Genomic DNA, 17616 nt, shown 5'->3' with positions numbered 1-17616 from the left:
GCTGGAATCGCTTATCACTACGTGGACGTCGAGGAGGACCCCGCCGCGACGAAACTTGTCCGCCGGCTGCAGCGAGGTCAACGTCGGATTCCCACCCTGGTGTGGCCCGACGGCAGCTTCCTGGTGGAGCCCACGGATGATCAACTGCGGGCACACCTGATCGATATCGCCGCGAAGCCTGGCGACGTCAGCGACTGAGGGCCGACCGTCCGCGCCAACCTCAGTTGGTTGGCCCGGGCCCGGGCGTCACGCGGGTTCCTCCGCGCGGGCGTTCTCGGGATGACCGGTCTGCTCCGCGCCCGGTGCCCGGCCCTGAGTCACTCCCCCTGCTGCACCGCGGCCAGCTCGTGCACCACTTCCCGAGTCGTCCGGTACAGCGACTGGAAGTTCCCGAACAGCCGGTCGTACAGCTCCGATGTGCTCCCGTCCGGCGTCACCGTCCGTGCCACCCGCGACCAGTCGGTCTCGGGCGGGACGAGGTCGGTGCCGATCGCGGCGAGCAGGGCGTCGCCGTAGCTGGCGCCGATGGTCTGGGCCGGCAGGATCTGCTCGCGGCCGGTGATGTCGCTGACCACCTGGGTCCACAGTCCGGCCCGCGCTCCCCCGCCGACCGCGACGATCCGGTCGGCCTCACCGCCCGCCGCGTCGAGCAGGTCGATGATCTGCCGGACGCCGTAGCCGATGCCCTCGTACACCGCGCGGAACAGGTGTCCTCGGCCGTGGCGCAGGCTCAGCCCGGCCACCACCCCCCGTGCGGACGGGTCGAAGATCGGGGTCCGTTCGCCGGCGAAGTACGGCAGCAGGAGCAGCCCGTCGGCGCCGGGCGGGGTCGCCTCGGCCTCGGCGATCAGCTCCTCGAAGGGCGCTCCCCCGGTCAGGCGCTGCACCCACTCGGTGAGCAGGCCGGAGGTGGACATTCCGGCGGCCAGCGTGTACGAGTCGGGTTCGACCCCCGAGGTGGTCCAGAGCAACGGATGCGTGCGGGGCTGCGACAGCACCTGGACGAAGAACATCGTCGAGCCGTACATCAGCATCAGGTCACCGGGGTTGCGGACGCCGGCGCTGAACGCCTCCGCCCAGGCGTCCACCGTGCCGGCGCAGACGGGGGTGCCCTCCGGCAGTCCGGTCTCGGCGGCGGCCGCCGCGTGGATCGTGCCGGCCACCTGCGCCGGCCAGAGCAGTTCCGGGAAGCGCAGCTCGGGGGCGAGGTCGGCGATCCGGTCCGTGCTCCACCGGCGGGCCGCGATGTCGTACAGCGGGTCGCACTGGCTGGCGCTGTGCTGGTCGAGCACGTACTCGCCGGTGAGCCGGGCCACCACGAACGAGTTGGAGTTGTACCAGCGGGTGGCCCGCGCCCACGCCTCGGGCTCGTGCCTGCGGACCCAGAGCATCTTCGGGCCGACCGCCTGCGACGACAGGGCCGAGCCGCCCCGGGCGACGATCTCCTCGGCGCCGTACCGCTCGGTCAGCTCGGCGATCTCGGCGGTGGCGCGCATGTCGATGCCGTACAGGATGGCCGGTCGCACCGGCCGGACCTGTTCGTCGCAGAGCAGCAGGCAGGGGCCGACGCCGCTGACGCACACCCCGGCGATGCGTCCGCCCGCCGCGGCCGCGGTCAGCTCGCGGCTGATCGCCACCACGTCGGCCCACCAGACCGCGTCGGCGTCCACCTCGGCCCAGCCGGGGCGGGGGTAGGAGACGGTGTGCGGCCGGGTGGCGGTGGCCACGATCGTGCCGTCCGGCCGGGCGAGGACCCCCTTGCTGCTGGCGGTGCCGAGGTCGATGCCGATCAGGTAGTCGCTCACGGGCCGCACCTACTGTCCGGGAATCAGGGACACCTTGACCGACCGGGTGCCGTCGGCGACCAGGTCGAGTCCTTGCTGGAAGTCGACGAGCGGGAGCTGGTGGGTGCAGATCCGGTCCATCGGCAGCACGCCGGACTCCAGCATCCGGATCGCCGCCGGCCAGCAGTGCGGGCCGAGGTGGGCGCCGCGCACGTCCAGTTCCTTGTCGTCGCTGATGATGCTCCAGTCGACCGTGACGTCCGAGCCGAAGACGCCGTACTCGACGTAGGTGCCGAGCTTGCGCAGCAGGTTCAGGCCCTGGAGCACGGCGGCCGGGTGGCCACTGCCCTCCAGGTAGACGTCGGCGCCGTACCCGTCGGTCAGCGCGCGGACCACCTCCAGCGGGTCCTCCCGGGCGATGTTCACGGTGACGTCGGCGCCGCACGCGGCGGCGAGCTCGAGCCGCTCGTCGGACATGTCCAGGGCCACCACGTGCGCAGGTGACTTCGCCCGCGCCCCGGCCACCATGCCCAGGCCGATCGGCCCGCATCCGGCGACCACCACCACGTCGTCGAAGGTGATGCCGCCGCGTTCCACGGCGTGCAGCGCGCACGACAGCGGCTCGGCGAACGCGGCGTGCGCCGGCGGAAGGTCGCGGGAGACCTTGTGCACCAGGGCGCCGGCCGGGAACACCATGTAGGACGCCATCGCCCCCGGGGTACGGCGCTTGAAGCCGTAGATGTCGTGCGGGGCGCACATCCAGTACTGGCCGCGCCGGCAGTACCGGCACTCCCAGCAGGGCACGATCTGCTCGGAGACCACCCGGTCACCGACCTCGACGCCCCACCGGGCGCGGGCGGCGTCGTCCAGTTGGACGATCTCGCCGACGAACTCGTGGCCCGGGACGACCTCCGTCTGCGCCCACGCCGGGCGGGTCTGGTCGCCCCAGAACTTGGTCGCGCCGTGGTAGCACTTCAGGTCGCTGGCGCAGATGCCGACGGCCTCGACCCGGACCAGCGCCTCGCCGGGGCCGGGCACCGGGACGGGCACCTCCTCCAGCCGGTAGTCCTTCGGTCCGTGGCAAACCACCGCTCGCATCGTCTCGGGCATGCGTCCTCCTCGGGGTGGTGGGGTGGGGGTCATCCGACGATTCCGTAACGCGCGTCGGCCTCGGCGAAGTGGCAGGCGACCTGGTGTCCGGCCGCCCGGTCGGTGAGTTCCGGCTCGATCTGGGCGCAGCGGTCCTGCGCCTTGAAGCAGCGGGTCCGGAACCGGCAGCCGCTGGGCGGTGCGAGCGGTGAGGGCACCTCACCGCCGAGCACGATCTCCTCCGGTCGGTCGTGCCGCCAGTCGTCCACTGCCGGGGCGGCGGACAGCAGCGCCTGGGTGTACGGGTGGGCCGGCGCGCCGAACACCTCGTCGGTGCGGCCCTGCTCGACGAAGCGGCCCAGGTACATGACCGCGACGGTGTCGGCGACGTGCCGCACCACGCCCAGGTCGTGCGAGACGAAGACGTACGACACGCCGGTCTCGGCCTGCACGTCGCGCAGCAGGTTGAGGATCTGCGCCCGGATCGACACGTCGAGCGCGGAGACGGCCTCGTCGCAGACGATCACCTTCGGTCGCACGGCGAGGGCACGGGCGATGCAGATGCGCTGCCGCTGGCCGCCGGAGAACTGATGGGGTCGCAGCCCCCGTTGGCTGGACCGCAGTCCGACCAGTTCGAGCAGTCGGTCGACCTCGGCGTCCCACCGCTCGCGCGGCACGATCCCGGGGTGGATCTGCCAGGGCTCGCTGATCAGGTCGCGGACGGTCATCCAGGGGTTCAACGACGCGTACGGGTCCTGGAAGACCATCTGCACGTCGGGGCGCAGTCGGCGGCGGGTGGCCCGGGAGGCGGTGGCCAGGTCCACGTCGCCGAGCAGCACCTGGCCACTGGCCGCCGGGAGCAGTCCCACGATGGTCCGGGCCAGAGTGGACTTGCCGCAGCCGGACTCGCCCACGATCCCGACGGTGCTGCCGGCCGGGACGACCAGGTCCACCCCGGCGACGGCCCGTACCCGCCGGCCCCGGGAGAACAGCCCGCCGGAGAGCCGGTAGTCGACGTGCAGGTCCTTGACCCGCAGGACCGGCGTGGACTCAGGCATGTCCGCTCACCTCGCTGGCGTCGTTGGTCTCGGGCAGGTTCGCGCCGTCCCCGACGACCTCGTCGGCGAAGTGGCACGCGCTGGCCCGGGCCGGACCGACGGGTCGCAGCGCGGGCACCTCGGTCCGGCACCGGTCCCGAGCCATCGGGCACCGGGGGTGGAAGGCGCACCCGGATGGCACGGTGCGGGGATCCGGCGGCTGGCCGGGGATGGCCTCCAGGGCCGCGCCCGGCCGCCGGCGGTCGGGCACCGAGCGCATCAGTCCGACGGTGTACGGGTGGGCGGGCCGGGTGAGGACCTCGCGGCTCGGCCCGGACTCGACGACCCGGCCGGCGTACATGACGACCACCGAGTCGGCGGAACGGGACACCACGCCGAGGTCGTGGCTGATCAGGATCATGGTGAGCCCGCGGGCCTGCTTGCGGGCGACCAGCAGCCGCATGATCTGCGCCTGCACGGTGACGTCCAGCGCCGTGGTGGGCTCGTCGGCGATGAGCAGCCGCGGTTGCAGCGACAGCGCCATGGCGATCATGACGCGTTGCCGCATGCCGCCGGAGAACTCGTGCGGGTACGAGCGGGCACGCCGTTCGGCGTCGGGGATGCCGACCTCGACCATCGACTCCACGGCCCGGTCGCGGGCCTCCCGCCGGCCCAGACCGGCCCGGAGCCGGAACATCTCGGCGATCTGGTCGCCGACCCGGATGCACGGGTTCAACGCCGACAGCGGGTCCTGGAAGATCATGCTGAGCTGCCGGCCGCGCAGCGGCTGCCATTCGCGTTCGGTCAGCCGGGCCATCGGGGTGCCGTCGAAGACGATGTCGCCGCCGCCGACGGTGACGCCGGGCGGGAGCAGGCCCATCATCGACAGCGCGGTGAGGCTCTTGCCGCTGCCGGACTCGCCGACGATGGCCACCGTCGTGCCCTGCGGCACGTCGAGGCTGACGCCGCGGACCAGGTCCACCGTGCCGGCGCCACGGCCGAGGGTCAGGCGCAGGTCGGTGAGGCTGATCAGTGGTGCGGTCGGGGTACCGCCGTGCGGCGGTCGGGTGTCGGTCACAGTGCCGCCCTCGGGTCGGTGTGGTCGCGGTAGGCGTCGCTGACCAGGCCCACCGCCACGACCACCAGGGCGAGGGCCACGCCGGGCAGGGTCGAGATCCACCAGGCCGAGGAGAGATAGTCACGGCCGTCGGAGATCGTCGCGCCCCAGGAGGCCTGGGTGACCGGGACGCCGAGGCCGAGGAAGCTCAGCGACGCCTCGGCCACCATGGCGAGCCCGATCTGGGCGGTGCCTGCCACCAGCAGCGGCGCCCAGCAGGACGGGAGGATGTAGCGGACGAGGATCCGCAGGTGACCGGCGCCCACGACCCGGGCGGACTCCACGTACTCCAGGCCCTGGACGGTGAGCGCGGACGCCCGGACCACCCGGGCGAAGATCACCCACCGGGTCACCGCCAGGGCGATGATGATGTTGGTCAGGCTGGGCCCGAGCACACCGGCGATGAGGATGGCCAACAGCACGCTGGGGAACGCGAGCTGGGCGTCGCCGAGGCGGGAGATCAGGGTGTCGATCCAGCCGCCGAAGTACCCGGCCAGCAGCCCCAGGACCAGGCCGGCGAAGCCGCCGATCAGCACGGTGGCCAGGCCGACGATCACGGAGACCCGGCTGCCGGCGAGGATCTGGGCGAGCAGGTCGCGGCCGAGCTGGTCGGTGCCGAGCAGCGTGACGCCCCCGTCCGAGAGCCGCGCTCCCGGTGGCAGCAGCCGGTTGGGCAGGTCGGTGTCGGTGGCCGAGTACGGCAGCAGCAGCGGGCCGACCGCGGCGCCCAGCACGACGAGGGCGAGGAAGCCCACGGCGACCCAGGCGCGCGGCGGCATCCGGCGGCGGGCCGGGGCCGGTACGGCCGGGTTCACGTCGGGGGCGGGGGTTCCGGGGCCGGCGGCGGCGCGCTCGGGGGCTTCCGCCGGGGATGCGGGGTTGAGGGTCATGACATGTGCTCCGGATTCAGCCGCGGGTCCAGCTTGACGTAAAGGAAGTCGACCAGCAGGTTCAGCAGGACGTACGCGACGGTGATCGTCATGATGGCCGCCTGGACCACGGAGTAGTCCCGGTTGGTGATCGAGTCGATCATCAGTGAGCCGACGCCGGGCCAGGCGAAGACGACCTCGATGATCACGGCGTTGGCGATGAAGTTGCCGACCAGGAGCCCGAGCAGGGTCACCACCGGGATCATCATGTTGCGGACGACGTGCCGGTAGAAGACCACCCGGCTATCGACGCCCTTGGAGCGGGCGGTGCGGACGTAGTCCTTGCCCAGTTCCTCGAGGACACCGTTGCGAACCAGCCGGGCGAGCCAGCCGAGGAACGGCAGCGCCAGCGTCACCGACGGCAGCACGAGGGAGGCGACGGTGCCGTCGGCAGTCGCCGGCAGCACGTCCAGGGTGCGGGAGAAGATCAGGATCAGCATCACGCCGACCCAGAACGACGGCAGTGCCTGGCCGAGCAGCGTCGGCACGGAAATCAGCCGGTCGATCCAGGAGCCGGCCCGGCGCGCGCTGACGACACCGAGCGGGAAGCCGACCACGAGGGTGACCACCAGCGCGCAGGCGGACAACTGGAGGGTGGCAGGCAGCCGGTCCAGCACGTTGGCGAGGGCGTCGCCGCCGAGCCGCCAGGAGCTTCCGAAGTCGCCCTGCAGGACGCCGTGCAGGAAGGTGACGTACTGGCTCAGCAGTGGCTCGTCGAGCCCCAACTCCCGGCGCAGGTCGGCCAGGTCGCTCGGGCTGGCCGACGCGCCGAGGATCAGCGCGGCGGGGTCGCCGGGGGCCACCCGGACCACGAGGAAGACCACCGTCAGCGAGGCCAGAATGATCAGCAGGGCCTGCGCGAGGCGTTTCAGGACGAACCTGAGCATCAGCTGCTCCCGGGGTCGGCGGCAGTGGGCTGCCGGTGGGTGGAGGAGTCGCGGACGATCAGCTCGCCGGGAAAACTGATCCGGGTCCGGGGCGCGGCGGCCCCACGCCGGCCGATCCGGGCGACGAGCTGGTCGACGGCGGCGGCGCCGACCAGTTCGGCGGGGAGTCGGACGCTGGTCAGGCCCGGGGTGAGGTACGCGGCGAAGGGGTGGTCGCCGAAGCCGACGACGGCGACCTCCTCGCCGATCACCCGCCCCGCCTCGTTGAACGCGCGGTATACGCCGAGGGCGAAGGAGTCGTTGCCGACCAGGATGCCCGAGCGGGGCGGCACGTCGGCGGCCAGGCGCTGGGCCAGCTCGTACGCCTCGGCCGGCTCCCACGGCAGGGTGTTGGCGGCGCGCCGCCGGGTCGGTACGCGCAGCTCGCGCACCGACTCCGGCGGCACCCCCCGTTCGGCCAGCGCCCGGTGGAACCCGTCCACCCGCGCGCGCACCGTGGAGATCTGCAGGTCTTCCTCCAGGAGGTAGACCTGCTCGACGCCGGTGTCGAGCAGGTGCAGAGTCGCCTCGTAGGCGCTGCGCTCGTAGTCGATCCCGACCAGGTCGCAGTCGAGTTCGGGCAGGTCCCGGTTGACCAGCACCAGTTCCGTGCCGGCAGCCATCAACCGCTGCCAGTGCTCGGCCCCGGGCTGCACCGGCACGACGAGGGCGCCGTCGACGCCCCAGCGCCGCATCGAGTCCACGGCCCGCAGCTCGTTGGTGTGGTTCTCCTCGGAGACCACCAGCAGCACCGAGTAGCCCAACACGCTGCCGCGCTGCTCGATCGCGCTGATCATGCGGGAATAGAACGGGTTCGAGGGGTTGGTGATGACCACCCCGATGGTCATGGCCTGGCCGAGGACCAGTGACCGGGCCATGGTGTTCGGGACGTAGCCGAGCCGGTCGGCCTCGGCCTTGATCATCGCCCGAGTCGCCTCGTTCACCGCGCTCTTGCCGGCGAGCGCACGGGAGACGGTGTTGACCGACAGCCCGACCGAGGTGGCGATGTCTTGCAGCGTGACGCGTCGAGGTGGAGTCATGGTGACGTCGAGCGGCTTGCGGGCAACCGCTCAGCCTCCCATCAGCACTGTGGACAGATCCGGTTGGTTGCTGGGTACCGGCGTGAAGCCCCGCACCGTGTCCCGCACCGCGTAGGCGGTGGTGATGGTCGCCGGGAAGATCCCGACCGCATCGTCCCAGATCGTCTTGCACGCCTGCGCGTACAGGGTCTTCCGCTCCGCCTGCTCGGAGGAGCCGCGCGCCTTGGCCAGCAGTTCGTCCAGCGCCGGATTGTGGTAGCCCATCCGGTTGGCCTTGGAGGTGTAGAGCCGGCCCAGGGTGAAGTCGGCGTCGCCGGTGGTGACGGTGTTCGTCTGCAGGTCCATGTCCCAGTCGAGCTTGTTGAGCCGCTCCAACCAGGTCGCCTTCTCGACCTGCTGGGCCTCGACCTTGATGCCCACCTTGGCCCAGCTGGCGATCATCGACTGGGCGAGCTGGGAGATCAGCGGTCCGCTGGTCGCGAACCACATCATCGAGGTGGTGAACCCGCCGGCCAGGCCGGCCTCGGCGAGCAGCTGCCGGGCCCGGGCCGGGTCGTAGGCGTACGGCTGCTGCGGCGCGGCGCCGAAGACGGTGGACGGGATGGGCGCGTCCATCACCTTCGCCGACTCCCCGTACAGGTCGCGGACGATGCTCTCGATGTCCACGGCGTGCCACATCGCCCGGCGGACCCGCGGGTCGGTGAAGGGCTTGCGGGAGCAGTTGAACCAGTTGAGGAAGTACACGTAGCTGGGCACCCGCTCGACCTTGACGCCGCTCTTACCGGCCACGTCGCGCACCTGGTCCGGCGGCACCGGCCAGAAGGCGTCCACGTCGCCGGTCAGCAGCGAGGTGATCGCCGTGGAGGTCTCCGGGATGTACGGCAGGTCGATCGCCGGGCTCTTCGCGGCCTCGCCCCAGTATTTGTCGGCCTTGACCAGCCTGAGCTTGGACGACGGGGCGAAGGAGTCCACCCGGAAGGGTCCGCTGCCGATCGGCTTGCGGAAGAACTCCGGGTCGTCGAGCCGCTTTCCGGGCGGGATGAACAGCAGGGTGAGGTTGACCAGCAGGGTGCCCAGCGGCCCGTCGGTGCGGATGGTGACGGTGGTCGGGCTGGTCGCCTCGGCCGACTTCACCGATCCCCACAGGGCGGAGAGGTTGGTGGTCTTGCTGATCGCCTTCTTGATCGAGGCGACCACGTCGTCCGCGGTCAGCTTGCTGCCGTCATGGAAGGTCACGTCGTCGCGGAGTTCGAAGACCCAGGTCTGCGGGTCCGGCCGGGTCCAGGACTTGGCCAACGCCGGCGCGTACGCGTCGCCCTGGCGGCGCACCAGGGTGTCGAAGATGAGCCGGCGCGCCATGAGCGCCGGCTCATCGACGGTGGTGTTGGCGCTGAGCGGGTCCAGGTCGGTGATCGGCTGCGCGAAACAGACCTGGAGGGCCTTCTTCGCCTTCTCCGCGTCGCCGCCGGCCACCCCACAGGATGCCAGGAAGGCGCTCGCCGCTCCGATGCCGGCGATGCTCAGGAAGCGCCGGCGGTTGATGGTGGTGGTGTGGTTGTCCATCGCCTTCTCCTCCAGGGGTAGGCCGTCGGCGACGCGGAGGGCGTCGTCAGGCCTTCAGCGCGAGATAGATGAGGGTGGGAACCTGGGTGTCGGCGGCGTCGCCGTGGACGGTGACGCGCAGCCGCAGCCAGCCGCCGAACTCACGGGTGACCCAGGTGAACACCCCGGTCGTGTCGACGGTCGTCGCCGGCTCGTCGAGGTCGCACCAGTACAGCCCGTCCGGGGAGACCTGGACGGTGCAGTCGAACTGCCGCACGCCGGCCGGCAGGTCGAGCACCCGCAGGAACCAGCGGGCCTCCCGGGCCCAGGCCACTTCGTACGGTTCGGTGGTGTAGTGCGGTCCGGTGATGCCGTCGCGCTCGAGGACCGCGGTCATGGAATTGTGCATGGAATTGGCCTACCAATCCGTCGAGATGACGACGGAGTCGAGGTACACGAAATTGCGGACGTTGGTGTGCGTGCGCACACTCACGTAGAAGTTCAGAAGATTGTTGAGCGAACCGTAGGTCTCGCTGTACGGCGGAACGGGGATATCGGACAGATCCATGACCCTGTCATTGACCTGAAGTTCCACGTTCTTCCGGGTGCTGGTGTCGATCACCCAGCGCAGGTAATGCCAGTTGACCTTTGTCGGGACCTCGTTATAGCACAGTTCCTGCGGCTCGCCGACCGGGCTCCAGTCCTCCGGGTTCGGGGCGGTGAAGTCAGCCAGTCGCGGAAGCTTGAGCTTGCCCTCGAAATGCTCTCGCGGGGTCGGCTCGGGAACCGTCGGGTACACCCACTGCCGCTTCAGGTTGTTGTCCAGGTCGGTGTTCAGGTAGCGCATCACGGTGTGGTACCGGGTGCCGTCGCAGATGTCGGTGGCGACGGTCAGCGCGCCGAACTGCGTCTCCGACGGGTGGAAGTTGGCGTCCCACCCGGCACTGCCGGCCTGCTCATCGGCCCGGTTCTCGGTCGACGCCGCCTCGGCGTTGTAGGAAAAGTACGTCTCGAACTGGACCTTTCCGCGACCGGCCATGGTCAGCCGACGGATGGCCACACCGGTGTGCCCGGCCAACGGCTTGCTGGCCACCTTCAGCGCGTAGGTGCCGGACATGGCGCCGTGGGTGCCGATGTCGAAGAAGTTGCACGCGCTCAACTGCGGCGGGCGGAAGTCGCGCATGTGGTCGTCGACAACCGACAGGTCACCCTTGTGGTCGTGGTTGCCGATCAGTTCGGTCCAGCCGTGGGTGCCGGTGTTGAAGTCGTCGTAACAGAGAATTCTCGGCAGCGGGTTGAATCGGGACAGCCGAACATCCGAGGCCAGATTGGCCCGGCGGATCTGCTCACCGATGTCAACGGTTTCAGGTGCCTGGGTCACACTAACTCCGCTCGTCACCATTAACGTTAATGTAGCTCCTCCCGTCGGAGGAGCATTAACGTTGAGATTGCCCGTAGGTTACGACTGCCGAACAGGGGTGTCAAGGGTCGGAAAATCCTGCCCGAGACCACCGGCGGCGCGTGCGGTCACCGTCCATGACACCACCGGGGACGGTGCGTGAAAAATCAGCCCGACTCATCGCCGGGTGTCGGATTCGCCCGCCCGTCGGGCCCACCTTGAAAAGTGGTCGGTTCCAGCCCCCTGAGCGCCGGCCGGAAGCCCGGGATCCGGGACCGGCACACGGCCCCGAACCCGGACCAGGCCGACACCTAGCCGGCGACGGCGTACATCGCCTCGAAGCTGGCCCGGTACTGCTCGTACACCGACTTGATGTTGGTCTTCACCATCGCCTCGTCGTTGCGACGCAGCGAGGTCCGGTTGAAGTTGGGGCTACCCGTGATCACCCAGCGCCCGCCCTGCCCGCTCTCCAGCAACAGGTACTTGGAGTGGATGCGGCCCGGCAGCGTCGCGCCGTTGAGCTCACGCAGGGAGATGTTCGGGTGGGCCGCGAGCAGGGCGTAGACCTCGTCGTCCATCAGGCCGTGCACGATACGGACCTGGCAGCCCTGGTCGGCCAACTCCACGATGCGCTCGGCGATCCCGATCCGGTAGCTGTCCCACTCCGACATGCCGATCCGGATGGTCGCACCCGCACCACACCCGATGCCGGCCAACTGCTCCACGATCGGGTCGCCCTCGGCGCGAGGGTAGAAGAACGCGGTGACCGAGCCACCCGGCATGCCGGTGGCGATCGTGCGGTAGTAGTCGTCGTCACGCCGCTCGGCCGCCAGGTCCTCGAAGTACGCGTCGTAGGCGGCGTACAGGCGGTGGTTGCCGACCAGCGTCATCGCGTTGTTCCAGTAGGTGGCGGAGTTGACGTCGGTGAAGTTCGCCGAGGACTGCACGACGACGTCGGACCGGCCGCCGGTCTCGGAGAACAGGTAGAACTTGTTGTGGTTGCCCTTGGTGCCGATACAGGCTGCGGTGTTCCCCTCCGGGGAAAGGTTGCTGCAGACGTGTAGCCACGACGCCCGCGACCGGTCGCCGCCGAGCTCGTCCCGCAGCATCCGCACCGCCGGGTTGGTCACCTGCCACCCGTCGAGCACGACCTGCACGTCGACGCCCCGCCGGCGGGCCGCGACCAGCTCGCCGGCGAAGTCGAGACCGGCGGCGCCGGAGATGACGAAGTGGGCGATCCGGATTCGGGAACCCGCGGGCGCCTGCCGGACAAGACCGCAGATCTGGCGTACGACGGCGGTGGGGTCACCGGCCGCCGGGTTGTTGAACACCGCCCCGGTGCTCACCGGATTGATCGGCGCCTCGCGGCAGGCCGAGTCGGCGGTCGCCGCGGAAGCGGGGGCCACGGGCAGCGCCGACAGCAGCACCGCGGACAGGGTGGCCGCGACCATTGTCTTGGTTCGCACAGCGTCTCTCCATTCGGGAAGCAGAACGGAAGGCTCGGCAACGACGGCACGAGCCGGGGACGGGCACCTCACCGGTGCTCACGTCCGGATCTCGCGACAGCTAACCACGCCCGGGAGACGCCGCCGTTAACGTTAATGTAACGACTTGTCCGAGTAACGGGGCGATGGGCCAGAGTCGGCACATCCCTACGCTTGAAGCAATCCTGGCCGTGAGCAACCGCTCGCTGACCGCGATCCCGGCAGTGCGGCTGGAAAGGCTGTCGAAAAAATCCGGCCGCCGATGTCGAACTTGGCGTCGCCAGGTTCGACCCCTGGGCAGAGACGGGCCGGCCGGGTCACCGGCGGGCCTACGCAAACCGAGGAGTGGATCGATGACGAAGGTTACGACCGGGGCGACCATGTCGTTGGACGGCTACATCGCCGACGCGTCGCACGGCGGGTTCGAATACCTCTTCCAGTGGTACAACAACGGCGACGTCGAGACGCCGACGGCCACGCCCGGCATGACGCTGCGCACCTCGGCGGCGAGCGCCAAGCACCTGCGCGACCTGAACGAGCGGACGGGTGCGCTGGTGGTCGGCCGGCGGCTGTTCGACATGACCCACGGCTGGGGCGGCCGGCACCCCATGGACGTGCCCGTTGTCGTCGTCACCCACACCGTCCCCGAGGGGTGGGAGCGGGAGAGCGACTCGTTCGTGTTCGTCACCGACGGCATCGAGCACGCGATCGACACCGCCAAGGCCATCGCCGGCGACAAGCAGGTCGGCGTCAACGGCGGCACCATCGCCGCCCAGGTCCTCGAAGCCGGCCTGCTCGACGAGGTCCACGTCGACCTCGTCCCCGTCCTGCTCGGCGACGGCATCCCCCTGTTCGCCAGCCTGAAAATCACCCCCGTCCAACTGGACGGGCCCACGAGCGTCGTCGAGGGCAACGGCGTCACCCACCTCGCCTACCGCGTACGCAAGGCAGGCTGACATTCGCCGGTCCGGCGATCCCGCGGTGCGGCCCTCACCCGAAGCGCCCCCACCAGAGGTGGGGGCGCTCGCGGTGACGACTGGGGCAGGGCCGGCTATCGGGCCAGGACAACCACGACTGTGGCGATGCATCCGATCATCACGGCCGTGCCGCCCAAGGCGGCGTACGGCAACCAGTCACGCGGCCGCTGCGGTACCTCTGGTAGGGGACGCGTCGGCTGGTTCCAGCCGGCAGGTGTCGGCCGGACGTTGTTGACCGGCCAGCGGGGCGGCGGCGTGCGGGTGGTCGATTCGACGATCATGGGGCCTCCGGCAGCGTCAGGGGTCGCTGTTTCGGGTCAGACATGGCGAAGCCGGACGGGACCATCGGGGGGTGTGGGGCCTGTCCTCCCGCTCGGCGAGGGGCTTGGCCATGGATCGCGGCCATCCCATGTGGCTCAGCGTTGGCCCTGTCTCCGCCGTTACAACTACCGGAAGCTCCTGCCCCTTCCGAGCACCGGTTCGCCGCCCGTTCCGCAGCACGCGGACCGTACCGATCAAGCAGTCAGCGTTCGCAGCCTGTCTTCACGTCGGTGGTCTTACCCAGGCAGAGGTCCCCGGCCACGGTGTCGTTCGGGCCGCCGTCCAACTTGTCGTTGCCGAGGCCGGCATCGAGGGTGTCGTCGCCGTAGCTGCCGTACATGAGGTCGTCGCCGGCTCCGCCGAAGAGAGTGTCGTTGCCCTCGCCGCCGGACACCCGGTCGTTTCCGGCATCGCCCGACACCCAGTCGTCGCCGCCGAGGCCCCACAGTTTGTCGGCGCCGTCACCGCCGATCAGACGGTCGTTGTTGCCTCCGCCGTTGATGATGTCGTCCCCGGCGCCGCCGTCGGCGGACATCGGGGAGTACGAGTTGTTCGTGATGGAGTCGTTGAAACCCAACGTCGCGACGTTGACCCTCGGCACCAGGTCGAGCACGTAGCAGTTCACCCGGGTCAGATCGCCCGGGACCTGCTGGCAGCCTATGCCGGGGGTGATCGGGAACGCGTCGTCGATCGTGATCACCCCGCCGCCGCTGCCGGTGATGACGACCTGGTTCTCCCGCCCGATGCCGGCGGTGAACGTCACCACGCTTGGGCCTCCCATGTTGTCCTCCGCGGTGGCAGTGCCGTTGGTGGCGGCCTCGGCGGGCGTGGCCACCACGGCGCCGAAGAAGACGGTAGTGAGCAGGGTCAGTCCCATTCCGAACATGCATCGCGAACGTGGCACGGGCATCTCCCCACAGACGACGAACCGGAATCGCGCCCAGAATAGAAGTGCCGCCGTCGTACCGCCGTCGGATCACCGTCAGTTTGCCGCGCGCCAAGGGATCCAAGCCGACCTGCACGCCGTGTCCATCATGCCTGGCCGCCGGGCCGACGCCGGGTGTCGGCCCGGTGTCGGCCCGGCGTCGGAGCCGGTCAGGCGACGTCCACCTGCACTCCCGGCCGGCCGTTCTCCACCACGAAGCTGGCTCGGGTGGACACCGGAGCGCCGGGGTCGGTGACGTACGGCAGGACGCGGTATTCGGTGCGCCACTGCTGCTGGTCGAGCTGGCAGCGGACGTACCCGCGCCGGCCGTTGTAGAACCGCATGTGCGGGTTGCTGGCCAGCCACTCGGTGCCCCGGGTGTCCATGTCCGAGCCGTTGCCGCCGGAGGTGATCGAGGTGCCGAGGAACTCGACCCCGACGGTGCGCGACGACTGGTCGTCGAAGTTCTGCTTCAGGTCGGCGACCATGCTGCAGTGCGCGTCGCCGGTGACCACCACCATGTTCTGCACGCCGCGCTCGACCACACCGTCGAAGAGGCGCTGCCGGGCCGCCGCGTAGCCGTTCCAGTTGTCGTCCGACAGCTTCTTGCCGGGGCCGGGGTCACGGTCGGCTTCGGCGATCACGGTCTGGTTGCCCAGCACGTTCCACCGCGCCGTCGAGGCGGCCAGGCCGTCGAGCAGCCACTGCTCCTGCGCGCTGCCGAGCATGGTCCGGGACGGGTCGTCCATTCCGGTCGGCACCTGGTCCGAGCGGTACTGCCGGCCGTCGAGGATGTTGAACTCGGCGAGGTTGCCGTAGCGGAGCCGCCGGTACAGCTGCATGTCCGGCCCGTGCGGGATGCTCATCCGGCGCAGCGGCATGTGCTCGTAGTACGCCTGGTAGGCGACCGCCCGGCGCTGGCGGAAGCTCTCCTGCGACTGCTTCCGGTCCTCGGAGACCTCGTCGGCGTAGTTGTTCTCCACCTCGTGGTCGTCCCAGGTGACCGCCCACGGGAACCGGGCGTGCGCGAGTTGCAGGTCGGGGTCGGTCTTGTACTGGGCGTGCCGGATCCGGTAGTCGCTGAGCGAGAAGATCTCGGTGGCGGGCAGGTGCGGGCGACCGATCGCGCTGGCCCCCGGCCCCTCGTAGATGTAGTCGCCGAGGTGCAGGACCAGGTCCAGGTCCTCCTCCGCCAGGTGACGGTAAGCGGTGAAATGCCCGGCCGGCAGGTTCTGGCAGGACACGAAGCCGAAGGCGAGGTGCCGCCGGTCCGCGTCGTACGCGGGCGCCGTGCGGGTCCGCCCGACCGGGCTGAGCCGCGTGCCCACCCGGAAACGGTAGTAGTACTCGCGATCGGGGCGCAGGCCGGTCACCTCGGCGTGCACCGAGTGACCGAGCTCCGGCGTGGCGAGTTCCTCGCCGGCGCGGACCACCTGGCGGAACTGCTCGTCCTCGGCCACCTGCCAGAGCACCGGGACGACCCGCGCCGGCATCCCGCCCGACCCGTCGACGGCGAGCGGGTCCGGTGCCAGGCGGGTCCACAGGACGACGCCGTCAGGGTGCGGGTCGCCGGAGGCGATACCGAGGGTGAACGGGTTGTCGGCGAAACTGGGGTCGGCCCACGCCGGTGCCGAGGAGAAGCCGGCGATGGCGGCGGCGACACCCGCGCCAGCCGCGCCGGTCAGCCCGAGGAATGCGCGCCGGTGGAGAGGGGGCATGCGACAGTCCCTTCAAGGGTGGTGAAAGATCACCACCGATTCTTGGGACCAAGATTGCCGGCGGGTGGCCGCGCGAAGACCGACGGCGAACATGTCCGCAGACATCAGCGGGGCCAGGGGTGGACGCGCGAGGGTAGCCGGCGTGGTTCAGCCCCGGGCGGCCGTCGCGCCCGGGGTACGCCCGGAACCTCAGTCCTCGGTGGAACCGGCAGCCTCGACGATCGAGACGGGAGTGCCGAGCTCGACGGTACGGGAGACGGTGCAGAGCCGGTCGTGCGACTGCTGCAGCGACCGGGGCAGCGCCTCGCGCGCCATGTCGCCGTCCGCGCCCTCCGGGAACGTCACGGTGAACTCAACCTTGAGGTTCTGCATCCGGTTTCCGCCGGCCTCGTCCCGGATCTTGTCCCCACTGACTTCGACGGAGAACTGAGTCGGCTCGGCACGACGGCTGGTGATGTGGTCCACGTCTATCGCGGTGCAGCCGCCGATGGCCGCCAGCAGCAGCTCCACCGGCGTGAAGCTGGCGTCCTGGCCGCCCGTGCCCATCGACATCGATCCGCCGCGGGCGTTCCGCACGACGTACTTCCCGACGCTGGTGCGCTCGATCTCCACCGAGCGGAAGGTGTCCTCACTCATGACAGGGAAGCTACCCAGGCCTGCTGGTCCCCGAGCCACCGGCCTCGCCGGCCGATCGGCCGTCCTCAGCGGCGCAGTGGGACGAGTGGGGTGACGGGCGACAAGTGGACGACGATGCGGCGGGTCAGCGCTCCGCCGGCACGAGGGCGCCCGACTCCATCGCGACCCAGATCCTGCCATCCGGCCCCACCGTCAGGCCGTGCGGTTCGGCGCCCGCGAGCGGATACTCCTCGATCGTGCCGTCGATGGTGATGCGTCCCAGCTTGCCGGTGCCCCACTCGGTGAACCAGAGGGCGCCGTCAGGGCCAGCCACGATGGCGTGCGGGCGCGCCGCCCGGTCCGGCAACGGATACTCGGTCACGGCGCCGGCACCGTCGATGCGGCCGACCTGGCCCGCGCCGATCTCCACGAACCACATCGCCCGGTCCGGGCCGGCGCAGATACCCACCGGCGCCGCGGCCTCGGTGGGCAGCGGATGGACCCGGACCTCGCCATCCACCGTGACCCGGCCGATCGCGTTGCCCTGGTTGAGGGTGAACCAGAGCGCCCCGTCCGGCCCGGCCGCGATCGCCGACGGCATCGCCTTCTCGGTGGGGAGGTCGACGAAACGCATCTCGCCGGCCGGATCGATCCGGCTCATCCGGTACGTCTGGAGCTGGGTCAACAACATCCGTCAGTACGGACACTGGCGG

General features: G+C 70.3%; 16 protein-coding genes and 1 pseudogene. 2 read left to right on the top strand and 15 right to left on the bottom strand.

Annotation, left to right across the window (positions count from 1 at the left end):
- Positions 1–198: pseudogene (locus FXF52_RS36175) on the top strand (hypothetical protein); the annotation flags it as partial.
- A gap of 119 nt (positions 199–317) precedes the next feature.
- Here the strand turns inward: FXF52_RS36175 and FXF52_RS36170 are convergent.
- The 11 genes from FXF52_RS36170 to FXF52_RS36120 form a co-directional block, all read right to left on the bottom strand.
- Positions 318–1805 carry an FGGY-family carbohydrate kinase gene (locus FXF52_RS36170; protein WP_148804176.1) on the bottom strand — a complete coding sequence of 496 codons (1488 nt, stop codon included), beginning with the start codon at positions 1803–1805 and terminating at the stop codon, positions 318–320.
- 9 nt (positions 1806–1814) lie between these two features.
- Positions 1815–2927 carry an alcohol dehydrogenase catalytic domain-containing protein gene (locus FXF52_RS36165; RefSeq protein ID WP_148804175.1) on the bottom strand — a complete coding sequence of 371 codons (1113 nt, stop codon included), beginning with the start codon at positions 2925–2927 and terminating at the stop codon, positions 1815–1817.
- On the bottom strand, positions 2924–3931 hold the full coding sequence (locus FXF52_RS36160; RefSeq protein WP_148804173.1) for an ABC transporter ATP-binding protein: 1008 nt from the start codon (positions 3929–3931) through the stop codon (positions 2924–2926). The genes FXF52_RS36165 and FXF52_RS36160 overlap by 4 nt, the downstream gene beginning before the upstream one ends.
- Complete coding sequence (locus tag FXF52_RS36155; protein ID WP_222870867.1) at positions 3924–4988, bottom strand: ABC transporter ATP-binding protein; 1065 nt, start codon at positions 4986–4988, stop codon at positions 3924–3926. Before FXF52_RS36155 ends, FXF52_RS36160 begins: the two co-directional genes overlap by 8 nt.
- Entirely contained in the window at positions 4985–5917 is a 933-nt protein-coding gene (locus FXF52_RS36150; protein WP_222870866.1) for an ABC transporter permease, read from the bottom strand. Before FXF52_RS36150 ends, FXF52_RS36155 begins: the two co-directional genes overlap by 4 nt.
- A complete protein-coding gene (locus FXF52_RS36145; RefSeq protein WP_148804171.1) occupies positions 5914–6843 on the bottom strand; it encodes an ABC transporter permease in 930 nt (309 codons plus the stop codon). The genes FXF52_RS36150 and FXF52_RS36145 overlap by 4 nt, the downstream gene beginning before the upstream one ends.
- A complete protein-coding gene (locus FXF52_RS36140; protein ID WP_148804169.1) occupies positions 6843–7922 on the bottom strand; it encodes a LacI family DNA-binding transcriptional regulator in 1080 nt (359 codons plus the stop codon). Before FXF52_RS36140 ends, FXF52_RS36145 begins: the two co-directional genes overlap by 1 nt.
- 30 nt (positions 7923–7952) lie before the next feature.
- Complete coding sequence (locus FXF52_RS36135) at positions 7953–9485, bottom strand: ABC transporter substrate-binding protein (protein WP_148804167.1); 1533 nt, start codon at positions 9483–9485, stop codon at positions 7953–7955.
- 46 nt (positions 9486–9531) lie between these two features.
- Positions 9532–9861 (bottom strand): hypothetical protein, encoded by a 330-nt coding sequence (locus FXF52_RS36130; RefSeq protein WP_222870865.1) that lies wholly within the window; start codon positions 9859–9861, stop codon positions 9532–9534.
- 21 nt (positions 9862–9882) lie between these two features.
- Entirely contained in the window at positions 9883–10866 is a 984-nt protein-coding gene (locus tag FXF52_RS36125; protein ID WP_222870864.1) for a DUF6772 family protein, read from the bottom strand.
- A gap of 308 nt (positions 10867–11174) precedes the next feature.
- A complete protein-coding gene (locus FXF52_RS36120) occupies positions 11175–12329 on the bottom strand; it encodes a phosphatidylserine/phosphatidylglycerophosphate/cardiolipin synthase family protein (protein ID WP_148804162.1) in 1155 nt (384 codons plus the stop codon).
- Positions 12330–12700: 371 nt separating this feature from the next.
- Here FXF52_RS36120 and FXF52_RS36115 point away from each other — a divergent pair, with 371 nt between their 5' ends.
- On the top strand, positions 12701–13303 hold the full coding sequence (locus FXF52_RS36115; protein ID WP_148804160.1) for a dihydrofolate reductase family protein: 603 nt from the start codon (positions 12701–12703) through the stop codon (positions 13301–13303).
- Between the two features lie 544 nt (positions 13304–13847).
- Here FXF52_RS36115 and FXF52_RS36110 read toward each other — a convergent pair.
- The 4 genes from FXF52_RS36110 to FXF52_RS36095 form a co-directional block, all read right to left on the bottom strand.
- A complete protein-coding gene (locus FXF52_RS36110; protein ID WP_222870863.1) occupies positions 13848–14531 on the bottom strand; it encodes a calcium-binding protein in 684 nt (227 codons plus the stop codon).
- Between the two features lie 209 nt (positions 14532–14740).
- Positions 14741–16288 carry an alkaline phosphatase gene (locus tag FXF52_RS36105; RefSeq protein ID WP_148804156.1) on the bottom strand — a complete coding sequence of 516 codons (1548 nt, stop codon included), beginning with the start codon at positions 16286–16288 and terminating at the stop codon, positions 14741–14743.
- Positions 16289–16477: 189 nt separating this feature from the next.
- Entirely contained in the window at positions 16478–16924 is a 447-nt protein-coding gene (locus FXF52_RS36100) for an OsmC family protein (protein WP_148804154.1), read from the bottom strand.
- Positions 16925–17048: 124 nt separating this feature from the next.
- Positions 17049–17594 carry a hypothetical protein gene (locus FXF52_RS36095; protein ID WP_222870862.1) on the bottom strand — a complete coding sequence of 182 codons (546 nt, stop codon included), beginning with the start codon at positions 17592–17594 and terminating at the stop codon, positions 17049–17051.
- Positions 17595–17616: the final 22 nt, after the last annotated feature.

This window comes from Micromonospora sp. MP36 (assembly GCF_008119785.1).
Classification (GTDB): domain Bacteria; phylum Actinomycetota; class Actinomycetes; order Mycobacteriales; family Micromonosporaceae; genus Micromonospora.
Note: the sequence above shows the minus strand (reverse complement) of the source record. Positions and strands in the feature narration are given on the sequence as shown.

What these genes read in the sequence shown, in the direction of transcription:
- FXF52_RS36165 (WP_148804175.1), bottom strand. Translation starts at nt 2,927, where the DNA reads ATGACCCCCACCCCACCACCCCGAGGAGGACGCATGCCCGAGACGATG.
- FXF52_RS36160 (WP_148804173.1), bottom strand. Translation starts at nt 3,931, where the DNA reads ATGCCTGAGTCCACGCCGGTCCTGCGGGTCAAGGACCTGCACGTCGAC.
- FXF52_RS36150 (WP_222870866.1), bottom strand. Translation starts at nt 5,917, where the DNA reads ATGACCCTCAACCCCGCATCCCCGGCGGAAGCCCCCGAGCGCGCCGCC.
- FXF52_RS36145 (WP_148804171.1), bottom strand. Translation starts at nt 6,843, where the DNA reads ATGCTCAGGTTCGTCCTGAAACGCCTCGCGCAGGCCCTGCTGATCATT.
- FXF52_RS36140 (WP_148804169.1), bottom strand. Translation starts at nt 7,922, where the DNA reads ATGACTCCACCTCGACGCGTCACGCTGCAAGACATCGCCACCTCGGTC.
- FXF52_RS36135 (WP_148804167.1), bottom strand. Translation starts at nt 9,485, where the DNA reads ATGGACAACCACACCACCACCATCAACCGCCGGCGCTTCCTGAGCATC.
- FXF52_RS36130 (WP_222870865.1), bottom strand. Translation starts at nt 9,861, where the DNA reads ATGACCGCGGTCCTCGAGCGCGACGGCATCACCGGACCGCACTACACC.
- FXF52_RS36125 (WP_222870864.1), bottom strand. Translation starts at nt 10,866, where the DNA reads ATGGTGACGAGCGGAGTTAGTGTGACCCAGGCACCTGAAACCGTTGAC.
- FXF52_RS36115 (WP_148804160.1), top strand. Translation starts at nt 12,701, where the DNA reads ATGACGAAGGTTACGACCGGGGCGACCATGTCGTTGGACGGCTACATC.
- FXF52_RS36110 (WP_222870863.1), bottom strand. Translation starts at nt 14,531, where the DNA reads ATGTTCGGAATGGGACTGACCCTGCTCACTACCGTCTTCTTCGGCGCC.
- FXF52_RS36105 (WP_148804156.1), bottom strand. Translation starts at nt 16,288, where the DNA reads ATGCCCCCTCTCCACCGGCGCGCATTCCTCGGGCTGACCGGCGCGGCT.
- FXF52_RS36100 (WP_148804154.1), bottom strand. Translation starts at nt 16,924, where the DNA reads ATGAGTGAGGACACCTTCCGCTCGGTGGAGATCGAGCGCACCAGCGTC.
- FXF52_RS36095 (WP_222870862.1), bottom strand. Translation starts at nt 17,594, where the DNA reads ATGTTGTTGACCCAGCTCCAGACGTACCGGATGAGCCGGATCGATCCG.